Origin of the sequence: Alloyangia pacifica, assembly GCF_900116195.1 — a bacterium.
Taxonomy (GTDB): Bacteria; Pseudomonadota; Alphaproteobacteria; order Rhodobacterales; family Rhodobacteraceae; genus Salipiger; species Salipiger pacificus.
The window spans coordinates 1-20,738 of the sequence record NZ_FOZW01000016.1; the positions used below are offsets into that span (position 1 = coordinate 1).

At 65.3% G+C, this 20,738-nt stretch carries 17 protein-coding genes; 11 read left to right on the forward strand and 6 right to left on the reverse strand.

Features of this window, described 5'->3' with window-relative positions; all coding sequences use genetic code 11:
• Window positions 1-91: 91 nt before the first annotated feature.
• A protein-coding gene (locus BM397_RS25020) for an IS3 family transposase (protein WP_092429809.1) occupies window positions 92-1,218 on the reverse strand; the annotation gives its coding sequence in 2 pieces (ribosomal slippage) (window positions 92-954 and window positions 954-1,218; 1,128 coding nt in all).
• Between the two features lie 1,396 nt (window positions 1,219-2,614).
• On the opposite strand from BM397_RS25020, the gene BM397_RS25025 reads away from it, so the two are divergent.
• The 4 genes from BM397_RS25025 (at window position 2,615) to BM397_RS25040 (ending at window position 6,819) form a co-directional block, all read left to right on the forward strand.
• Window positions 2,615-4,207 (forward strand): SGNH/GDSL hydrolase family protein, encoded by a 1,593-nt coding sequence (locus BM397_RS25025; RefSeq protein WP_092429811.1) that lies wholly within the window; start codon window positions 2,615-2,617, stop codon window positions 4,205-4,207.
• A 175-nt stretch (window positions 4,208-4,382) separates the two neighbouring features.
• Window positions 4,383-5,492, forward strand: a complete 1,110-nt coding sequence (locus tag BM397_RS25030; RefSeq protein WP_092429813.1) for a mandelate racemase/muconate lactonizing enzyme family protein — start codon at window positions 4,383-4,385, stop codon at window positions 5,490-5,492.
• A 516-nt stretch (window positions 5,493-6,008) separates the two neighbouring features.
• The gene (locus BM397_RS25035; protein ID WP_092429815.1) at window positions 6,009-6,326 is read left to right on the forward strand and encodes a c-type cytochrome; all 318 of its coding nucleotides are present in this window, start codon (window positions 6,009-6,011) and stop codon (window positions 6,324-6,326) included.
• Window positions 6,327-6,399: 73 nt separating this feature from the next.
• Window positions 6,400-6,819, forward strand: a complete 420-nt coding sequence (locus BM397_RS25040) for a hypothetical protein (protein ID WP_092429817.1) — start codon at window positions 6,400-6,402, stop codon at window positions 6,817-6,819.
• 72 nt (window positions 6,820-6,891) lie between these two features.
• On the opposite strand, the gene BM397_RS25045 is transcribed toward BM397_RS25040, so the two are convergent.
• Together BM397_RS25045 and BM397_RS25050 are read right to left on the reverse strand one after the other, a co-directional pair.
• Entirely contained in the window at window positions 6,892-8,190 is a 1,299-nt protein-coding gene (locus BM397_RS25045; protein ID WP_092429820.1) for a PQQ-dependent sugar dehydrogenase, read from the reverse strand.
• A 357-nt stretch (window positions 8,191-8,547) separates the two neighbouring features.
• A complete protein-coding gene (locus BM397_RS25050; RefSeq protein WP_092429822.1) occupies window positions 8,548-8,748 on the reverse strand; it encodes a hypothetical protein in 201 nt (66 codons plus the stop codon).
• Window positions 8,749-9,250: 502 nt separating this feature from the next.
• Between BM397_RS25050 and BM397_RS25055 the strand changes: the two genes are divergently transcribed.
• Both BM397_RS25055 and BM397_RS25060 read left to right on the forward strand, forming a co-directional pair.
• Complete coding sequence (locus BM397_RS25055; protein WP_256218782.1) at window positions 9,251-10,651, forward strand: fused MFS/spermidine synthase; 1,401 nt, start codon at window positions 9,251-9,253, stop codon at window positions 10,649-10,651.
• A gap of 207 nt (window positions 10,652-10,858) precedes the next feature.
• Entirely contained in the window at window positions 10,859-11,875 is a 1,017-nt protein-coding gene (locus BM397_RS25060) for a phosphatase PAP2 family protein (RefSeq protein ID WP_092429826.1), read from the forward strand.
• Window positions 11,876-12,115: 240 nt separating this feature from the next.
• Here the strand turns inward: BM397_RS25060 and BM397_RS25065 are convergent, their stop codons facing one another.
• From BM397_RS25065 to BM397_RS25075, 3 genes are all read right to left on the reverse strand, one after another.
• On the reverse strand, window positions 12,116-13,486 hold the full coding sequence (locus BM397_RS25065) for an aspartate aminotransferase family protein (protein ID WP_092429828.1): 1,371 nt from the start codon (window positions 13,484-13,486) through the stop codon (window positions 12,116-12,118).
• Between the two features lie 40 nt (window positions 13,487-13,526).
• Window positions 13,527-14,984, reverse strand: coding sequence for an NAD-dependent succinate-semialdehyde dehydrogenase (locus BM397_RS25070; RefSeq protein WP_092429830.1), 1,458 nt, complete (start codon window positions 14,982-14,984; stop codon window positions 13,527-13,529).
• Window positions 14,985-15,122: 138 nt separating this feature from the next.
• The gene (locus tag BM397_RS25075; RefSeq protein ID WP_092429832.1) at window positions 15,123-15,602 is read right to left on the reverse strand and encodes an Lrp/AsnC family transcriptional regulator; all 480 of its coding nucleotides are present in this window, start codon (window positions 15,600-15,602) and stop codon (window positions 15,123-15,125) included.
• A gap of 74 nt (window positions 15,603-15,676) precedes the next feature.
• On the opposite strand from BM397_RS25075, the gene ehuR reads away from it, so the two are divergent.
• The 5 genes from ehuR to BM397_RS25100 all read left to right on the forward strand — a co-directional run bounded on the left by ehuR (window position 15,677) and on the right by BM397_RS25100 (window position 20,737).
• Complete coding sequence (gene ehuR / locus BM397_RS25080; protein ID WP_092429834.1) at window positions 15,677-17,056, forward strand: MocR-like ectoine utilization transcription factor EhuR; 1,380 nt, start codon at window positions 15,677-15,679, stop codon at window positions 17,054-17,056.
• A gap of 162 nt (window positions 17,057-17,218) precedes the next feature.
• Window positions 17,219-18,229, forward strand: a complete 1,011-nt coding sequence (locus tag BM397_RS25085) for a TRAP transporter substrate-binding protein (protein ID WP_092429836.1) — start codon at window positions 17,219-17,221, stop codon at window positions 18,227-18,229.
• Window positions 18,230-18,384: 155 nt separating this feature from the next.
• Window positions 18,385-18,993, forward strand: coding sequence for a TRAP transporter small permease (locus tag BM397_RS25090; RefSeq protein ID WP_092429977.1), 609 nt, complete (start codon window positions 18,385-18,387; stop codon window positions 18,991-18,993).
• A gap of 3 nt (window positions 18,994-18,996) precedes the next feature.
• On the forward strand, window positions 18,997-20,283 hold the full coding sequence (locus BM397_RS25095) for a TRAP transporter large permease (protein ID WP_092429838.1): 1,287 nt from the start codon (window positions 18,997-18,999) through the stop codon (window positions 20,281-20,283).
• A gap of 10 nt (window positions 20,284-20,293) precedes the next feature.
• A complete protein-coding gene (locus BM397_RS25100) occupies window positions 20,294-20,737 on the forward strand; it encodes a universal stress protein (protein ID WP_092429840.1) in 444 nt (147 codons plus the stop codon).
• The last annotated feature ends 1 nt before the right edge of the window (window position 20,738 follow it).

Consider the following 20,738-nt stretch of genomic DNA (forward strand, 5'->3'; position numbering starts at 1 on the left):
GCATCGCTCAGCCAGAAGAGATCAGACATATCACCGCTCTGTTTTCGCACGGTGAATCATGCCCCTCTGGCACAATCAATGGGTCCTGAGCCTAATGCATGGTCGGGCTTCGATCCATGGGGATGAAGACCTCTGGCGCGGGCGCCCGATATCCAAGAGCGCTATGTGGCCGGTCCATGTTGTAGTGTTTTCGCCATCTTTCGATGAGGATTTGCGCCTCCCTCAACGAGTAGTAAATCTCGCCATTTAGTAGCTCATCCCGGAAGCGCGCATTGAAGCTTTCGCAATAGCCGTTCTCCCAAGGTGACCCTGGCTCGATGTAGGCGGTCTTTGACCCCACCAGCTCGATCCAGTCGCGGACCTTCTGCGCTATGAACTCGGGACCATTGTCAGACCGGATAAACCGCGGCGGGCCGCGCTGGATGAACAGGTCCGTCAGGGCGTCCAGGACATCGGTGGAGTTCAGTCGCCTGTCGACACGGATCATCAGCGCCTCCCGCGTATATTCATCGAGGATGTTGAGCGTCCGGTAAGCCCGGCCGTCGCTGGTCCGGTCCTGAACGAAGTCGTAGGACCAGACGTGGTTGGGATGTTCAGGCTTCAGCCGCACGCAGGAGCCGTCGTTCAGCCAGAGCCGACCGCGTTTCTTCTGCTTGTGTGGGACCTTGAGCCCTTCGCGCCGCCAAATGCGCGCCACCCGCTTGTGGTTCACCTGCCAGCCGGCCCGGCGCAGCAGCACGGCGATCCGGCGGTAGCCGTAGCGGCCATACTCCCGGGCCAACTCGATGACGTCGGCGGTCAGCCGCGCCTCATCTTCCCGGCCCTGGGGCGGCTTGCGCTGTGTGGAGCGGTGCTGGCCGAGCACCCGGCAGGCGCGGCGTTCGGACATGCCGAGTGTCTCGCGCACATGCTCCACGCACTTGCGGCGGCGCGAAGGGCTTAGAAGTTTCCCCGTGCAGCCTCGGTCAGGATCAGCTTCTCGAGCGTCAGGTCGGACACCGCCCGCCGCAGCCTCAGGTTCTCTTTCTCGAGCTCCTTGAGCCGCGACAGTTGCGCCCGGTTCATCCCGCCATACTGCTTCCGCCACCGGTAGAACGTATGCTGCGATATCCCGATCTGCCGCACCGCATCGGCCATCGACAGGCCCTGGCCGTGCAGCACCTCGACCTGACGCAGCTTGGTGACAATGTCTTCCGGCTTCTCTCGCTTTCCAGCCATTCCGTAGTCCTCCTGTTCGCCGAAATCCTATCGGATTTCCGGCTTCGTGGGTGGACCACTTCAAAGGGGCTGGCTCACCCACACTCAGCCCCACACGGTAAAGCCGGGTAAATTTCGCTTGCGGATCAAACGTATCCTGATGCATGTAGAAACATATGGAGAACACTTGCGAAGGTCGTGAGTTTTCCATCCAAATAATCCGTAGCTGCTGGTGCAGGATGTTGCCGAGCTACCCTTTGACAAGGGTGGTCGTGTGACCTCTGAGAAAGCAAACCAGCTCGATCTGTTTCCGTACGATGATGCGTGTGAGGGCAAGGTCAGGCATCAAGGCTCAACCGACGAAGTGATTTCCGTGACGGCAGCTCCGGGCGGCAGTCCGTGCTCTGTGAGCGGGCCGCGGCAGGGTGCCAGCGACTGCGTGTCGCCCAACACGCATGCGGTTCCGTAGAATTCGCGCGGAAACCGCTTCCTGTCCGACAAGCAGGTCGCGGAGCGCTTCTCGATCTCCGCCCGCCCGGCCTGGCACTAGGGAGAGTCAGTGGATGGTTTTCCTGCGCCGATACAGCTTGGTGGCAATGTCTTCCGGCTACTCGCGCTTTCCAGCCATTCCGTAGTCCTCCTGTTCGCCGAAATCCTATCGGATTTCAGGCTTCGCGCGTGGACCACTTCAATGGGCTGGCTCAGGCCCTCCAGTGTCCAGCTTCTGGTAATCAAGAATGGCGCGTTCCGCGCCGACACGCTTGGCCTCGGTACACGCAGATAAGGGATCGTCCCTTGCTGGTATCGGGAAGAATTCGGGGCTCTCCGAGGATGCTCCGATCTCGGCTAGCGAGCGCCTGAGCCATGACTGATGTCCTGACGTACCAGGGCAAGATGAGTGACGAAGAGACAACTTGTAAGCCGGCGAAGACGAAGTGTGCTCGACCGCTGATGAGATTGAACTGATGCTTGCGTGCTTTGAACACCGACGCGCGCCCGGCACGCCCGAATGCGAGCGCGCCGAAGAGATGCTCCGTGTACAGGAGAGAGGCTTCCGGAAGGCGATCAGCTAGGAATGCCAAGAGAGCGCAGGTGGTCTTTTGTTGATCTGACTGCCGGTGCCGAGCGTGTTGCGCGACGCGATGGCGATCCCGTTTGCGCAATTCCTCCGGACAGATTCAGAAAAACGGCATTGCTGTCCCTTCTACGTTCCGAGGTGCGCGCGCGGCGCATCCATTTGCTCGGGGAGGTCACTGGCGATCTGTCCCGATCCTGCTGGCTGCAGAGGCATGGAGCTGAAAGCCGAGACGGTCGCCGTCCGGTCGCCCCATCATCTCGGAGCCGATTGGCGCCAAGGATGTGCTAGACTGGGGAAGAGATTTCGCACGGCGTCGCATTTTCAGCAGAGGAATTCCCCATGCCCACCTCCGGCAGTCAGATCATTTATTTCGGTGACAGTCTCACAGATGTCGGTGTCGTATTCGAAGCGCTGGTGCAGTCATTGGTGGCGCAGATACTCCCGGGGCTCATCGCCGCGCTGGGTCCCGACCCTTCGCCGGAGGAAATAGCCCAGGCCGAGCTGCAGGCGCGGCAACTGGCCACGCAGCAGGCACTGGTCGAAACGCAGGCCCTCGGGTTCGGACCCGAACAGGCCGTCACGAATGAATTCACCCACGCCATCTATACCGGTGACGTGAGCGGCGACACGATCCTGAATTTCGCAAATGCCGGCGCGCGAGCGCTGGGGACGCAAGAGCCCTTTGGACCGGGCACGGGCTATGACTCCAATCTCGGCGCGCAGCTGGCACGCTTTGCCGCTCTGCCGGCAGGGACGTTGGCGCCCGATGCCAGTGCCGTGCTCTTCATCGGTGCGAATGATTTTTCCGATGCCGTCGGAGAGGCCCTGGATCAGCCAGGCAGCGGCGCGCTGGACGTGATCGTCGCGACGGGCGAGGTCATAGGAGAGCTGCTCGACATGCTGGAAGCGGCTGCGCGTGGCCTGCATTCTGCGGGTGTCACGACGGTCTATTTCGGAACGCTTCCGGTCGGCTCGTTCTTTCCGGGCAGCGACGCGCTCGACGATCTGACGTCTGATCTGTCTGACCTGGCGGTCGGCCTCTACAACGAGCTTCTGGCTGCGCGCGCCGTGCAGTTGCGCGGGGAGGGGATCGCGGTCGAGGTGATCGACTATGCCGCCGTGGCCAGCGCCATCACCGAAGACCCCGGCGGGTTCGGCATTGTCGCCGACCGCTCCGAGTTCCTCATCGACGGTGCGCCCTTCGACAGCGATCAGGTGGGATTCTGGGACCCGATCCATCCCGCCGAAGCCGTGCACCAGGCCTGGGGGGCCTATGCCGCCTTCGTGATGGCGGGTGGCAGCACGTCCGCGCTGAGCGACTTCGGTACGCTCAACTTCCAGACCAGCGGTGACAATGCCGTCTTTGCGATGGGCGGCAATGACACGGTTCTCGCGCTGGCGGGCGATGACGTGGTCTTCGGAGGTTCGGGGGATGACCGGGTCTTCGCAGGTCCCGGCGATGACATCGTGTCCGGCGGATCGGGCGACGACCTTCTGCGCGGCGAGAGGGGCGCAGACATTCTCGACGGCGGCAGTGGCGACGATACGGTTCTGGGCGGCTCGGGAGACGATGTCCTGATCGATGGGCTGGGGGATGATCTTGTCAGGGGCGGGGCCGGGGATGACGTCTTCATTTTTGTCCAGAACACGCTCGAGGGGGAGGCGAGCCTGTCGCAGGACGTCTTGCAGGGCGGATCGGGCACGGACACGCTCTACGTGGTTCTCGATGAGACCACGTTCGACGCCTTTGAGACGCTTGGAGCGACGTCGGTCCTTTCGAGCCTGGGCATATCCATCTCGAGCATTGAATCCGTGGTTGCTATTGATGGGCGCGGTCAGGTTGAAGCTGCGCTGAGCGCGTTCGCGTGGTTCCAGGACGGCGACTATTGGGGGCTCATTCCGGCACCTTCGTCCGCCGATCTTCTGGTGTGATCCCGCACGACAGCGGACCCTGCTAGGGCACGCAAGATGGGTTGCAGTCGTCCCCTTTTGGGCGCCGACAATCGGAACCATCTAGGTGATCGAGACGCCGCTTGAGCAATATCTTGACCAAATGTGCCAGCGAGCTGCAACATCTCGGCATCCAAGTCGCAACCCCGAGGGACTGATGGCCAAGATCGAGCGCGTCGAGATATTCATGGCGAACCTGCTTCCCAAGGTGAAGCGCACCGACGCGATCCAGAGCTTCATGAGCCAGGAAACGCCCTTCGTCCGGATCACGGATGCCGACGGCGCAACTGGGCTCGGCTATTCCTACACGATCGGGCAGGGCGGTCCCGCCATCATGTCGCTCCTGCGCGAGACACTGGTACCCCGGCTGATCGGGCAGGAGGCCGAGGCGATCGAGCGCATCTGGCGCGACCTGCTGTTTTCAACCCATGCGACCAGCGTCGGGGCGATCACGTCGCTTGCGCTGGCGGCCGTGGACACGGCGCTTTGGGACCTGCGCTGCAAGCGGGCGGGGCTGCCGCTTTGGCGCATGCTGGGAGGGGCGAAAGACAGCGTTCCGATGTACACGACCGAAGGCGGCTGGCTGCATATCGAGACCGGCGATCTTGTCGCCGATGCGCTTTCGGCGCAGGCCGCCGGGTTTGCGGGCAGCAAGGTCAAGATCGGGCGCCCGCACCTGAGCGAGGACCGGGAGCGGCTCGCGGCGGTCCGCGAGGCGGTGGGCCCCGCGTTCGAGATCATGGTGGATGCCAACCAGTCCTTCAATCTCGCCGAGGCGACCCGGCGCGCGAAGGTGCTGGAGCCGCTCGACATCGCCTGGTTCGAAGAGCCGATGCCGGCAGACGACGTCGCCTCCCACGCGGTCCTGTCGGCGCGCACATCCGTGCCGGTCGCCGTGGGCGAGAGCATGTATTCGCTCAGCCAGTTCAAGGACTACCTCGTCGGAAACGCGGCAAGCGTCGTGCAAGTGGACGTCGCTCGCATCGGAGGGATCACGCCTTGGATGAAGGTGGCCCACATGGCCGAGGCGCACAATGTGCCGGTCTGTCCGCACTTCCTGATGGAGCTGCACGTAAGCCTCGTCTGCGCGATCACGAATGCCCCGTGGCTGGAATACATCCCGCAGCTGGATGACCTGACCAAGGCGCCCATGCGGATGGAGAACGGCCGGGCCTACCCGAGCGACAGCCCCGGTCTCGGGATCGATTGGGACGAGGACAGGCTTGCGGCCTCCCGGATCGAGGGGCTGGGCTTCACCGCCGGTTAGGCACGGGTCAGGGGCCTTCGCGGCGATCGGGTCGCTTGCCCGCGTCGATCTGGTGGTGGGCGACGTCTTGTGCAAGGGGCCGCATCGCTACTGACGTCGTGATGCCCGGGAGGGTCCAGAAAGACCGCAGGCGCTGCAGGTTGCATGACCGGAAAATTCGCGACGTCCCCGTGCGCGCCGAAACCGGCATGGGCGGCAGGCCCGATCGGACCCCGGTCGCAAGCGGCGCCCGGCACCACCGCCAGCAAGGTGCGGATGGCTGCCCTCGATGCGCCCTTTTGCGTCGATTGAATCGCGTCGGCGCCAGACCTTCGCTTGCGCGCCTCTTTCGCGACAGCGAAACGACGCCCGGTGGTCCGGGGGAGTCTTCAGAGAATTTCACGCACCGGAGGCCTTTCCTGCAGGCCGGATGTGCTGCAATGGCGACCGCAGGGCACTGTCCCCTTCGCGCATGACCCCCGGTGCTCGCTTGTTTCGCCTCGGGGCGGAGATATCTTCTCAGGCAGGGAGGACATCATGAACACACTTCGAATCGCAAGCCTCGCGGCGGCGGGGCTTATGACAGCGCCTTTCGCCGCGGCCCAGGACAGCGCCGCCGGGGAGTCCGTGTACCAGTCAGTGTGCAAGAACTGCCACGGGCCGACCGCCAAGGGCATGGCGAGCTTTCCCAAGCTCATCGGCCAGGGGCCCGAGTATCTCTCCGAGCGCCTCACGGCCTACCGCGCCAAGCAACCCGTGGGCCCGAACTCTGCATTGATGTATCCGATTGCAGGCAAGTTGAGCGACGCGGACATCGAGAATGTCGTGGCCTATATCACCACCGAGCTGGAGTAGCGCCGAGCGCTCTCGGCGGCTGGGGGACGATCCTCTCAAAGGGCGGCATGCCACGCGACCGGACGCCTTTGCAGTGGCGATTTGCGCAGCACTCCTCGGTCAGGCCGGTGGCGTGCTGGCCGACAGTGACGGGGCGGGCACCCTTGCATCGGAGCGGCTGAACGAGGCGGTTGCGCGGGCGCGGCGGAATGAATTCGATGACGCCGGAGCCGTGCTCTGCGCCCAGGATATCGGTCAGCCCCTGGAAGCGTGCGACGCCCGGGTCGCCCGCAGCGGCGCGGGAACAGCCGCGGTTCGGGTCGATTTTCCCAATGGCTTTTCGCGGATTCTGAAGTTCTCGGATGGGGGCTTCGTTTCTGCCAATGCCACCATGTCGGGTGTCGGGACCGATATCGATTGGCAGCGGGACGGAGACCGGCTCATCCTCCGTGTGGATGATCAGCGCTACGAGCTTGACGGCGCGTTTGTTTTCGGCCCGATGTACGATCGCTGACGCGGCCCTTGCTGCGGGCGCCGGGGATCGGGGCCACGCCCCGGGAGGGGGCGTGACCGGAGCCGGGTCAGGTTACATGCCGGGCGTGAGCTTGTGGATCGTGCCCTCGTCAACCGCGGCGTAGAGGCTGCCGTCCGGCCCCTGCACCAGCGAGCGGAAACGTCCGGCCTCCATCGGCAGGGTCATCTCCGTCACGTCCAGCACCGAGATGCCGTCGCTGTTGTCGAGCTGGATCACATCGATGCGCTGGCCGATCGGGGTGCCGCCGAAGCCGATGCCCATGATGCCGACCACCAGCGCGCCGTCCCAGTCTCCCCATTGCTCGCCGGTCAGGAAGGCGGCCGAGGAGGTGCCCTGCGACCAGCCGTTGTTGTTCCAGATCGGCGGCATGGCGTCGGGATAGGTCTCGAAGTCGGTCATCGGCATGAAGGCCGCCCGCTCGAAACGGTTCATGCCCTCGTTCTGGTTCGGCATGTAGCCGCAGTAGTTCCCGGGGCAATCGCTGCGCCCGGCCATGTTGGGGCGCGGGTCCCAGCCGCCGTTGCCGCCATTCTCCAGCACGGTGATTTCGTCCGAATGCCACGGTCCGTGCTCCGCCACGATCGGCGTATTGGTCTCGGGGTGGAAGGCGAGGCCCTGCACGTTGCGGTGCCCGTAGGTGTAGGTTCGCATGTCGAACCCTTCGGGCGGGGCATTGTCCGGGGCCGCGTTGCCATCGGTGTCCATGCGCAGCACCTTGCTGCCCATGATCGTCGGACTCTGCGGGATTTCCGAGTTGTGGTTGTCGCCGGTGGTCAGGAACAGCAGGCCGCTTTCGGGATGGAAGCGGACGCGCCCGCCGTTGTGCGCGCCCGGCCCGCCGAAGGGGTGGTCACTCGCCGCCATCTTGTAGGGTACATCCTCGACGATGTCGGTCCGGTCCGAGACCGAGGTGAAGTCATCGCCGACGACCAGACGCATGAGCCGATTGGTGTGCGGGTCCGACATGTTCGACGTCGAGTAGACGTAGATGCGCCGGTTCTCGGCGAAGGCGGGATCGATGGCGACGCCCATCATCCCGGCCTGACCTTCGCAGAACAGGTCGTCCTCGGTCGACGGGTAGCCCTCGCTGCCGCCCATGCCGAGCAGGGCGTTCACCTCTCCCGAAGGCATGAGCACCGACAGGCCTTTGCATTTCTCGGTGAAGAACATGGTGCCATCGTCGAGGAACGCCATGTCCCAGGGGTTTTCCAACCCGTCGAGGACGACTTCGTGTTGCAGGCTGGTGGTGTTGGTGCCGGTTTGCGCCAGCGCCGGCTGCGCGAATATGAATGAGCCGACCACAAGCGGAACAACTGTGCCCGCAAGGGCACCGGATGGACGATGAGTCATTGTCTCCTCCCTGAGTTCGTGACTCTCTGACCTGCATCGAGTTCTCGGAGGGGCTCGCGAAAACCTTCCGCAGCGTAAGTAAGATAGCGCAACTTTTCCGCGTATCAAATTCCTGCCTGGATTCCCTGAGTTGTTCAATCCGCGATGATCCCCCCGACCAGACCCGCCGAGACAGGAAGGCAGCCGACGGAGTCGCAGCCCGCAGTGATGAACCCGCACGTGCAGCACCGAGCCGAAGCCGTACGGTTGAGACACCTGTCCTGGCGGTTCCGCAGTGCGGCGCGAGTGTCCGAAATGGTCATACCGCCGGCCCGGGCGAGCGCCCTCGGGGGAGGGACGCCCTGCGCCAGAATTGCGTCAGCGCTTGATCCGCATCGCGGCGATGCTTGCCGACGTCGGACGGTTGGCGCGTCTGATCAGCAGCACCAGCACCCCGAAGACCAGCAACAGCAGGGCGATGCCGGGAAGCCCGTAGCCGGGCTCGAAGAAGGACAGGATGACGAGGGCCAGAAGGGAAACGCAGAAGGTCGAGACGACAATGAGGTCCAGTGGTTTCATCTATTTTCATTCGGTTGGTGACGTGACGCTGCTCGAGGCGGCACCGGCGAGGCCGGCGCGCCGACTTGCACCAAGGCAGCGGTATCGAAGAAGCGCCACCACTGCGAGCGGCCCGCCGGTGATCAGCGCCCTATCGCCGATCGCAGCCGCGACGCCAGCCGGGCGGCCTGCGGCAGGCCGGTATCGGTGGGCATCGCACCTGTCCTGACAGCTTGGCATCGCGCCGAGCCAGCCTTTTGACCGGGCCCTGCAGCGCCGAGCCATTTCGGCAATTCGCTGTCGTTTCGGCACCGAGGCAGGTGATTTCGGGAAAGCCCTCTCTACCTTCTTGTTTCGGGGCTGATCCTTTCGGCCCCGCTGCAGTTCTCGTCCGCGCCGTTCGGGCGATCTGGAAATTGTCAGAGGAGGCGGGCGGTCTTCATCATGCCGCATCACGCCGAAGGAGGTCACCATTCGGTTTTCGGTCACGATCGTTCTGATCCTCGTTCTGTCCGCGGTCGGGCTGACATACGAGATCGCCGCGGGCCGCGTGCTTGCGCCCTTTTTCGGCACCTCGCTGCTGACCTGGACCAGCGTCATCGCAACGGTTCTCGGGGGATTTTCACTCGGCAGCGCCCTCGGGGGCTTTGTCGCCGAACGCCCACGCATGGTCGCGCTCGGCAATGTCCGGAGCGCGCTGGTGGCGACGGCGGTGCTCATGGCGGTCTCGCCGACCCTGCTCGGGCTTTTTCATTCCTGGGGGGCGCGCGGCACCGGCGGGATGATGATCACCGTGATCCTCGTCTTCTTCCCGGCCTCGGTCTTCGTCACGCTGCCCTCGCCGCTGCTGGCAAAGCTTGCAATCGAGGCGCGGCCGGGGCGCGAAGGCTCGTCTCTGGGGATCGTTCTGGCAGCGGGGTCGGTGGGGGCGATTTTCGGCGCCGTGCTTGCCGGTTTCGTGACGCTTCCGCTCATCGGCTCGACGGCCACCTTCGCGGCCTGCGCCGCCGCGGCGCTGCTGTGCCTGCCCTTCGCGCGGGGTCGCCCCTCGGGGGCAGTCGGGCCCAACACCGCCGTCTGCATCTCGGCTATCGGCTTCGTCGCGCTCGCGGGGCTGGCGGGGGCCCCGGCCTGCCGCTACGAGTCCGGATTGTCCTGCCTCGATGTCGTGAAACGCGGGCCCGAGGTCATGCTGGTCTCGGATGGCACCATTCAGGCCGCCGAACGGCTGTCGTCGACCGCAGAGCCGGGCGAGCTGGCGCTTCCCTATACGCAGTGGCTCTGGGACCGGCTGGATCGCGATCTCGGCCCGGCACCTTCGGTGCTCTTTGTCGGGGGCGGGGGCTACACACTGCCGACGGAGCTTCTGGCGTCACGGCCGAAGGCGCGGGCCGTGGCGGTGGAGATCGATCCCCTTGTCACGCAGGTCGTACGCGATCACCTGCCGCGGGCCGGCGAAGCAATCAGGCGGACCGGATATGACGCAGCCATCAGCGCGGAAAGCGGGTCTCATCGCCTCGGCCTCGTTCACGCAGATGGCCGTGTCTATCTGAACGAGACGGAACACCGCTTCGATGCCGCGGTGATGGATGCCTTCTCCTCGGGGTCGGTCCCGGCCCACCTGGTGACCCGCGAGACCTTTGAACGCCTGCGCAGCATCGTGGACGGGCCGGTCTACGTGAACCTGATCGACCGGCCCGACGGACCACTCTCGCGCGGGGTTCATGCCATCCTGCGCGGGCTCTACCCTCATGTGGAGGCGGTACGTGGCCCGACAAGCGCGCGGGGACGCGGCAACGTGCTGCTTGCGGCTGCCCCGGCTCCGCTTGACGCCCTCGACGGCCTGCCCGAGGATTACACCCAAACCCGCGTCTCTGAAGGCCGCGCCTTTACGGACGACCGCGGCTCGGTTGGTCATAGGTAGATGTGTTGGACAGATACCCCGGCTTGAGCGGGCAAATCCCGGGGGCGGTCTGGCTCCACGTCTCGCCGTGGGCTGGATCGATAGCCGAGCCGCTTGTATCGCGACGAACCTTTCCGACGGGCGCATGGCGCCTAGATGACTGAAGTTGAGACCCTTATTTCGGACCGCCATGTCGATATGCGCAGCGAGCAGAGAAGGAGCCAGGTGATGATCCCCACCCTTGCGTTTTTCACCTTCGGCATGGCCTACGCGGTGTTCTCTTTTCTGCTGGCCGTTGGGTTTCGCGACCGGGTTGTCGCCGACGTGCTCGACACAGTGACGGGGGACCTCGATGTTTCCCTATGGTATGTTGGCGTCGTCGCGGCTCTGATCTCGATCTGGGCGATGCGCGCCGAGATGCGCCGCGGGCACAGCAGCAAAAGGGCCTGCGCCAATGTCGCGCTGGTCTTTGCGGCCGTTCTTGCGCTGCATCTGGGTTTCACGCTTTTCAAGACGACGATGCCTGCCATCGTTCCTTACTACGCCGACCCCTATCTGGCGCGCATCGACGCATGGTTGCACGGCAATTCGGACCCCTGGGCGGTGATCAATCGCATCTTTGGCCCGGACGTCATGCTGATCCTTACGCCCCTCTATCACGGGCCCTGGCTCATCGCGGCATTCCTGTTTCCGGTCATCCTCGTGGCCCTCGACGAGGACCAGACGCGGGTGAAGCGCTACCTCGTCCTCTATTGTGCAAGCTGGATCGTCATAGGCAATCTCGTGGCGCTGGGCGGGATGTCGGTGGGGCCAGTGTTCTATGACCGTCTCTACGACAGCAATCGCTTTGCAATGCTGACCTGGACGCTGCGCTTTGCCGGCGTCGAGACCTCCACAATGGGCGCGCTGCAGGACTACCTGTGGGAGGCGTATTCCGCAGGCCGGCAGAGCTTCGGAACCGGAATTTCCGCCTTCGCTTCGGTACATGTTTCGGTCGCCACGGTTGTCGCGATTTACTGCGGTGAGCGCTCCGCGATCCTCGCCTTGCCGGCAGCGCTTTTCTGCGGGGCAATTTTGCTGCTGTCGATCTGGAGCGGCTACCACTACGCCGTGGATGGCTATTTCTCGATCGCCGCCATGTCGATGATGTGGGTTTATCTGCGCAAGCGGGTCCAGCCGCTGGACGTCGGCGTCGCGGTCACCACTCGAACTCCCCAGAAATCCTTCGCTGCGCCCAAGGAATGACACCTTGCAATAGACGCGGTGTCCCCGTTGGGCTGTGGCACAGCGCCCCCGGGGAGGCCGGCCCTGATCGCCCCGCGGAGCGCCCAGTTCTTGCGCGCCGAACGCTTCAGCGGGCGCACGGCCGGGCTCGGGGCGGGACACGCCCGCCAAGAAAGTCCCCACCGTGTCCCGGGCGCATCGGGCGCGCCGATGTCGGGCCGGCGCTGTCCAGAGGTCAGGCCGGCCCTTCTGCACGCTGCGTCAGCCCAGAACGGCCGCGACCGCATCCTTGGTGACCGAGACGATCTTGTCCGCTTCCTCCGTGGTCAGGCAGAGCGGCGGCGCGAAGCCGAGGATATCGCCCTGCGGCATGGCGCGCGCGATCACGCCGCGCTCGAGCATCGCGGCGACGACCTTAGCGCCCTTGCCCTCGGAGGCGTCGAAGAATTCGCGCCCGTCGCGCTCGGCGACCAGTTCCACCGCGCAGAGCATGCCTTCACCGCGCACTTCGCCGACGTTCGGGTGATCTCCCAGCGCCTCGCGCATGGTGTTCACCAGGTAGGCGCCGGTGCTTGCCGCGTTCTCGACCAGCCCCAGCTTGTCGATCAGCTCGAGGTTGGCGATGCCCGCCGCCGCGCCGATGGGGTGGGCGGAATAGGTCCAGCCATGGCCCAGCACACCGTATTCGTCGGTGCCCTGGCACAGCACGTCCCACATGCGCTGGCCGACGATCGAGGCCGACAGCGGTGCGTAGGCCGAGGTCAGCCCCTTGGCCGAGGTGATGAGGTCGGGCTTCACGCCGTAGTGGTCCGAGCCGAACATCGAGCCAAGCCGCCCGAAGCCGGTCACCACCTCGTCGACGACGAGCAGGATGTCGTGCTTGTCGAGCACCTTCTGGATCGCCGGCCAGTAACCCTCGGGCGGGGGCACGATGCCGCCGGTGCCCAGAACGGGTTCGCCGATGAAGGCGGCGATGGTGTCAGCGCCCTCGCGCTCGATCAGCGCCTCCAGCTCGGCAACGCAATGCGCGGTGAACTGGGCCTCGGACATGTTCAGGTCGGGGCGGCGGAAGTAATAGGGCGCCTCGGTGTGGATCACCTGCGCAAGCGGCAGGTCGAACTTCTTGTGGAACAGCTCCAGCCCGGTCAGCGAGCCGGTCATCAGGCCCGAGCCGTGGTAGCCGCGCCAGCGCGAGATGATCTTCTTCTTCTCGGGGCGGCCGAGGATGTTGTTGTAGTACCAGATGAGCTTGATGTTGGTCTCGTTGGCGTCCGAGCCGCCGAGGCCGAAGTAGACCCGCGCCATGTTCTTCGGCGCGCGATCCATGACCATCTTCGACAGGGTGATCGAGGCTTCCGACCCATGCCCCGCGTAGGCGTGGTAATAGGCCAGTTCATGTGCCTGCTTGGCGATGGCCTCGGAGATCTCGGTGCGGCCGTAGCCGACGTTGACGCAGTAGAGCCCTGCGAAGCCGTCGAGCAGTCGGTTGCCGTCACGGTCGGTGATGTGCACGCCACTGCCGCCGGTGACGATGCGCTGCGCGCCCTCGCCGCGGGCGAACTGGCCGAGGTTGGTCGAGGGGTGGAAAAAGTTCTCGCGGTCCCACTTGGCGAGTTGGTCGTTGGTCAGCATGTCGTCTCCTTTGGTGTCCTGTCTGGTCTGCGCGCGGGTCTCAGCCCCAGTCGCGGCAGACGTATTTGATGTCGGTGAAGGCCTCGAGGCCCTGACGGGCGCCCTCGCGGCCGAGCCCGGATTGCTTGGTGCCGCCGAAGGGGATCGGCGCGCCGGTGACCTTGGTGCGGTTGACCGCGACCATGCCGAATTGCAGCGCCCGGGTGAGCCGGTAGATGCGCCGCGGATCGAGGCTGTGGACATAGGCGACCAGCCCGTACTCGGTGGCATTGGCGCGGGCGATCACCTCCTCCTCATCGTCGAAGACGGTCAGCGGTGCGACCGGCCCGAAGGTCTCTTCGGACATGATGGCGGCCTCGTCGGGCACATCGGCCAGCACCGTGGGCCTGTAGAAGAGCTTGCCGAGCCCGGCGTCGACCGAGCCGCCGGTGAGCAGCCTGGCGCCCTTGGCCACCGCATCGTCCACATGCGCCTGCTGCTTATCGATGGCGCGCTCGTGGATCAGCGGGCCGATGTCCGGGTCGTCCATGCCGTGGCCAAGGCTCAGCACCTCGACGGCCTTGGCGAACTTGGCGCAGAACTCCTCATAGACGGGCCGCTGGATGTAGAAGCGGTTGGCGCCAAGGCAGTCCTGACCCGAGGTGGCGAACTTGGCCTTGATCGCCTCGGTCACCGCCCGGTCGATGTCGGCGCCCTTGAAGACGATGAAGGGGGCATGGCCGCCGAGCTCCATCACGAGGCGCTTCACAGAGTCGGCCGACTGGCGGTAGAGCAGGCGGCCCACTTCGGTCGAGCCGGTGAACGACAGCGCGCGGACGCGCTTGTCCGAGGTCCATTCGCCGACGATGGCGGCGGCATCGCCGACCACGGTGTTGACCACGCCCTGCGGGAAGCCGGCGCGCTGCGCGAGCACGGCCAGCGCCAGCGCCGACAGCGGGGTCTCGGCCGAGGGGTGGATCACCACGGTGCAGCCGGCAGCGAGCGCGGCGGCGGCCTTGCGGGTGATCATCGCCGAGGGGAAGTTCCACGGGGTGATCAGCGCCGCAACACCCACCGGCTCGCGCCAGAGCTCCATCTCGGCGTCGGGCAGGTGGCTGGTAACGCCCTCGATGTTCGGGCGCAGTGCCTCTTCGGCGTAGAACTGCACGAAGCTGGCGGCGTAGTCGATCTCGCCGCGGGCCTCGCTGATCGGCTTGCCCTGCTCGGCGACCATGATGCGCGCCAGATCTTCCTTGGCGTCCACGATCAGCGCGTGCCAGCGGTGCAGGATCGCGGCGCGGTCCTGCGGCAGGGTGGTGGCCCAGCCTTCGAAGGCCGTATCCGCGGCATCGACCGCGGCCCGCGCGCCATGGGCATCGCTGATCGCGACCTGCGCGATCAGCGCGCCGCTGGCCGGGTCGCGCACCGCGAGACGGCCGTCCCCGGCAAAATCACCCCCACCCGGCAGCAGCTCCGGGTCGGACAGTCCAAACGTCGGTTTGTTCGAAAGATCGCTCATGCCTGCGCACCTCCTTGGATGCCCCAAGCATGAGGGAATGCGGGCAGAGAGATCTCCGGGACTTCGGGCCGACGGCAGAAAATTCCTCTGCCGGGGCGGCGCGGCGGAGAGGAACTCTCTGCCCGGCCGCAAGTGCCGCTAACCGCGCAGCAGCCCCAGCGCCGGCGGGTCGCTCTTGACCGGCTTGGTGACGATGTAGCTGTAGTAGCGGCGCACTCCGGCGCGGCTTTCCAGAAGCCCGTCCATCAGCTCCTGGAAAGCGGCGACGTCGGTCGTGACCACCTGCATCAGGTAGTCATAGCCGCCACCGATCGCCCAGCACCCGGTGATCTCGTCCATGCGGGCGACGGTGCGCTCGAAGATCTGGAAGCTTTCGGCGCGGTGGCTGTCGAGTTCGAGCGTGACGAAGACCTGCACGTGCGGACCCAGAGCGGCGAGGTCGATCTCGGCGCGATAGCCGGTGATGAGCCCGGCCTTCTCGAGCCGCTTCATCCGCTCCCAGCAGGGGGTCGGCGAAAGGTTCACGCGCGCAGCGAGCTCGGTCTTGGCAATGCGCCCCTCACGGCTCAGCGTGGCGAGGATCGCAATGTCCCTGGTATCGAGGCGGGTGGAGTCCATGTCCTGCTTGTTCCGGCGAAAAACCCGAGTTGTCAATCTGGACAAGCCGCCGATCGTGCTCGACCCTGCCAGGCATGTCGCATTGGCCGCTCATTCCCGAGGATATCACCCGTCCCGCCTACCGCAGCGTCGCGCAGGGGATCGTTGCCGCCATCGGGGACGGGGCGCTGCGCCCCGGCGACCGCCTGCCGGCGCATCGTGAACTGGCCTGGCAACTCGGCATCTCGGTGCAGACGGTGAGCCGGGCCTACGAGGAACTGATCCGCGCCGACATGGTGTCGGGGGAGGTCGGGCGTGGCACCTTCGTCAAGTCCGGCCCGCGCGAAACCGTCGAGATCCCCTGGCATCGCAAAAGGGAAAGCCGTCCGCGGCTGGACCTGTCGCTGATGAGCCCGGTGCAGCTGCCGCAGATCGCCGATGCCTGGCGCTGCTCGATGCAGCGCATTGCTCAGAAACTGCCGCATGAGACCATGTTCGGACTGCGGCCCGGGGAGACGCTGGCGCGCTACGGGGCTGCGGCTTCGGACTGGCTTGCCCGGTGCGGGCTGATCGCGCGACCCGCTCGCGTGCTGGTGGCGAACGGGGTAACACCGGCGATGTTCGTCGCGCTGATGACCGTGGCCCGGCACGGTGACGTCATCGCCACGGAAGCCGCGACCAGTCATACGCTGAAGCCCGCCGCCCGACAGCTCGGGCTGCGCCTGCAAGGGATCGCCCACGACGCGCGGGGCATGCTGCCCGAGGCGCTGGCCGAGGCCGCCGCTGCTGCGTCCGGGCAGATGAAAGCGGTCTACCTGCTGCCCTCCGGTGCCGGCCCCTACGCGCAGGTGATGGACAGCGACCGCCGTGCGGCGCTGGCTCAGGTCGCCGAGGCGGCCGGGCTCTTCGTGCTCGAATGCGATCCGCTCGGGCCCTTGGTGACGCGTCGCCCGCCGCCGGTTGCGAGTTTCGCCCCGAACCGGAGCTTCTATTTCACCGGGCTGACGAAATGTCTCTCCCCGGGACTGCGCTTCGGCATCCTCGCAATGCCCGATCATCTCGCGGAGCGCACGGTTAACAGGCATCTGTCCGTCTCCTGGATGGCCACGCCAATTATCGCCGAGATCGCTGCCGACTGGATGGAGAGCGGCGTCGCCGACACGATCCTGCAGGCCCACCGCAAGGAACTGGCCGCGCGGAACAGGATGGCGCAGCGCCTTCTGGGGCCGGGCAGCGCGGGCTTTGCCCACGGACTGCATCGATGGCTTCCATTGCCCGAAGGCATTGCAGAACGGGCATTTCAGCGGCAGGCGCTGCGCAATGGCGTTGCCGTGGCTGCGGGGGCGAACTTCGCGGTGACCGACCGCCGTCCCGCGATCCGGGTGTGTCTCGGAGGGCTCGGTCGGGGTGAGCTGGAGCAGGCGCTGGGCATTCTCGCGTCGCTGCTTCCCGCCCCCGGACAACCCACGGGTTGACAGGCAGATCGCGATTCGCCCCGAATTGTCATGATTTAATATAGACATTGACTTGAGTTTTTTCGGCTTTGAGGCTGGGCGCATCCGCGCGGGCCGTGACCCGCAACCTGAAACCAGGCCCTGCCGCCCTTGGCGCCGGGGCCCCACGACAGGGGGTACGACATGACCTACAAGACACTCCTAGCCACCAGCGCCGCGGCGCTTCTCCTCGGTTCGGGCGCCGCTCTGGCCGATACTTGGCGCTATGCCTTCGAAGAGGCGATGGACGAGGTGCAGGGCAAGTTCGCCCAGAAATTCAAGGAGGAGGTCGAGGCCAATTCCGACCACGAGATCCAGCTCTTTCCCTTCGGCACGCTCGGCGAATCTGCCGACACGATGGAGCAGGCGCAATCGGGCATCCTGCAGTTCGTCGACCAGTCGCCGGGCTTCACCGGCGCGCTGATCCCCGAGGCACAGGTGTTCTTTGTGCCCTACCTGCTGCCGCAGGATGAGGCGCAGCTTGCGAGCTTCTTCAAGAATTCCAAGGCGATCAACGAGATGTTCCCGCCGCTCTATGCCGATCAGGGTCTCGAGCTGCTGACCATGTTCCCCGAGGGCGAGGTGATGATGACCACCACCGCGCCGGTGGAGTCGCCCGCCGATCTCGACGAGGTGAAGTTTCGGGTGATGACCAACCCGCTGCTGGTCGAGAGCTACCAGGCCTTCGGCGCGACGCCGACGCCGCTGCCCTGGGGCGAGGTTTACGGCTCGCTGCAGACCGGCATCATCCAGGGTCAGGAGAACCCGGCCTTCTTCATCGAGTCGACCAAGATGTACGAGGTGACCGACTACATCACCCGCACCGGCCACAACAATTTCACCACCGCGGTGATGGCCAACAAGGAGTTCTACGACGGGCTCTCGGAAGAGGAGCAGACGGTGATCGACAACGCGATCAGCGCCGCCTTCGACTACATCATCGACTACCAGAAGGGTCTGACCGAGGAGTCGCTGGAGAAGATCATGGAGGCCAAACCCTCGATGACCATCACCGATCTCTCCGAGGAGCAGCGCCAGCCCTTCATGGAGACGGCGGACTCGGTTGAGCAGGAGTTCCTCGAGATCGGCGGCGACCAGGCGCAGGCGATCCTCGAGCAGCTGAAGGCCGATCTCGCGGCGGCGGCCGAGGGCTGAGCGCCCGCACCCCCTGCGATTGACAAGGTCCGACACGGAGCCGGACCGGCCGCCCGCGCAAGGGCGGCCGGTGCCGATCCCGGATCTCACCCGACAGCCTCAAGGACAGCGGCATGAAGACTGACCGACAGAACCCGCCCGCGATCGATCCCGACATGCTCGCCGAAGTGCAGACCTCGGCGGTGGACGACGACATCGACGATTCCGGCTATGTCTCTGGACTGCCGGGCATTCTGGGCGTCATCGACGTGGCTATCGCGCGTATCGAGGCGGTGCTGCTGGCGCTCGGCGTGCTGCTCATGGCGCTCAACACGATCGCCAATGTGGTCGGCCGCTACCTGCTGTCGCAGAGCCTGTTCTTTTCGGAAGAGCTGAACCAGGCACTGATCATCCTGATCACCTTCGCCGGCATCTCCTATGCCGCGCGCCATGGCCGCCACATCCGCATGTCGGCCTTCTTCGACGCCACGCCGCCGAAGCTGCGCAAGGCGCTGATGGTGCTGATCGCGGCGGTGACCGCGGCGGCGATGTTCCTGCTGGCTTGGTATGCGCTCGACTACGTGATGGCACAGGCCTCGCGCGGGCGATTGCTGCCGGCGCTGCAAATCCCGGTCTGGTGGATCATCGTCTGGGCGCCGCTGGGATTCTTCCTGACCGGTCTGCAATACACGCTGACCGCCATCAAGAACCTGTTGCACAAGGACATCTGGCTCTCGACCAGCACGCTCGAAGGCTATGACGACACCGGCGAAGAGGAGGTCTGAGACATGTCCCTTGCCATCTTCGGCACGATGATCGTGCTGCTCCTGCTGGGCTTTCCGATGATGATCCCGCTGATTGCCGGATCGCTGATCGGCTTTGTCGCGCTTTTCGGCGGGGTCAGCCAGCTCGACACGATGGTGCAGCAGATCCTCGGCGGCATCCGCCCCGCGAGCCTGATCGCAGTGCCGATGTTCATCTTTGCCGCCGACATCATGACCCGCGGCCAGTCCGCCAACCGGCTGATCGATCTGGTGATGGCCTTCGTCGGCCACCTCAAGGGCGGGCTGGCGGTCTCGACCGCCGCGGCCTGCACGCTCTTCGGCGCGGTCTCGGGCTCGACGCAGGCGACGGTGGTCGCGGTTGGCGGGCCGCTGCGCCCGCGCATGCTCAAGGCCGGCTACAAGGACAGCTTCGCGCTGGCGCTGATCGTCAACGCCTCGGACATCGCCTTCCTGATCCCGCCCTCCATCGGCATGATCATCTACGGCGTGGTCTCGGGCACCTCGATCTCGGAGCTGTTCATCGCCGGCATCGGTCCGGGGCTGCTGATCCTCGTGCTCTTTTCGATCTATTCCTACTTCTACGCGGTGCGGCACAACGTGCCCACCGAGCCCAAGACCAGCTGGTCCGAGCGCGGAAGGGCGATCCGGCGGGCACTCTGGCCGCTGGGCTTTCCGTTGATCATCGTCGGCGGCATCTACGGCGGGATCTTCTCGCCCACCGAGGCGGCGGCGGCCTGCGTGCTCTACGCGCTGATCCTCGAGATGGGCGTCTTTCGCGAGATGAGCGTCAAGCAGCTCTACGCCACGGCCAAGTCGACGGGGCTGATCACCGCCGTGGTCTTCATCCTCGTCGGGGCAGGGGCGGCGTTTTCCTACGTGATCAGCTTCGCGCAGATCCCGCAGCAGGTGCTGGGCAGCATCGGCATCGACGAGATGGGGCAATACGGCGTGCTCTTCACCATCTCCATCGCCTTTTTCGTCGGCTGCATGTTCGTCGATCCGATCGTGGTGATCCTGATCCTCGTGCCGATCTTCGCGCCGGTGGTCGAGAGCGTCGGGCTTGATCCGGTGCTGGTGGGCACGATCATCACGCTGCAGGTGGCCATCGGCAGTGCCACGCCACCCTTCGGCTGCGACATCTTCACCGCCATCGCGGTGTTCAAGCGCCCCTATGCCGAGGTGGTCAAGGGCACGCCGCCCTTCATCTTCATGCTGCTGACGGTGGCGGTGATGCTGATCTTCTTCCCGCAGATCGCGCTTTTCCTGCGCGACCTTGCCTTCGGAAAGTGAGGAGGCCGGCATGTTCAAGCGCATACTCGTCGCCTACGACGGCTCGAACGGCGCCTGGGAGGCGATCGGCAAGGCCGCCGAACTGGCGAAGATCACCGGTGCGGAGATCCTCGTTCTGACGGTCTACCGGCACCACTCGATGCTGGAGGCCTCGCTCTCCATGGTGCGCGGCAGCGACCGGGAGGGAGGCAGCCTCGACGACACCATGCGCGCCGTCGCGCGTGAAGCCGCCGAGGAGGCCAAGGCGCAGGCCAGGGAGTTGGGTGCGGAGAAGGTGCAGGCCTTCATCAAGGGCGGCAACTACGCCCGCACCATCGTCAGCTTTGCGCGGGAGAAGGGCTGCGATCTGATCGTCGTCGGCTCGCGCGGGCTCGGCTCGTCAGAGGGCTACATGCTCGGCTCGGTCAGCCACAAGGTGACCAGCCTGACCGACACGCCGGTGCTGGTGATCTGAG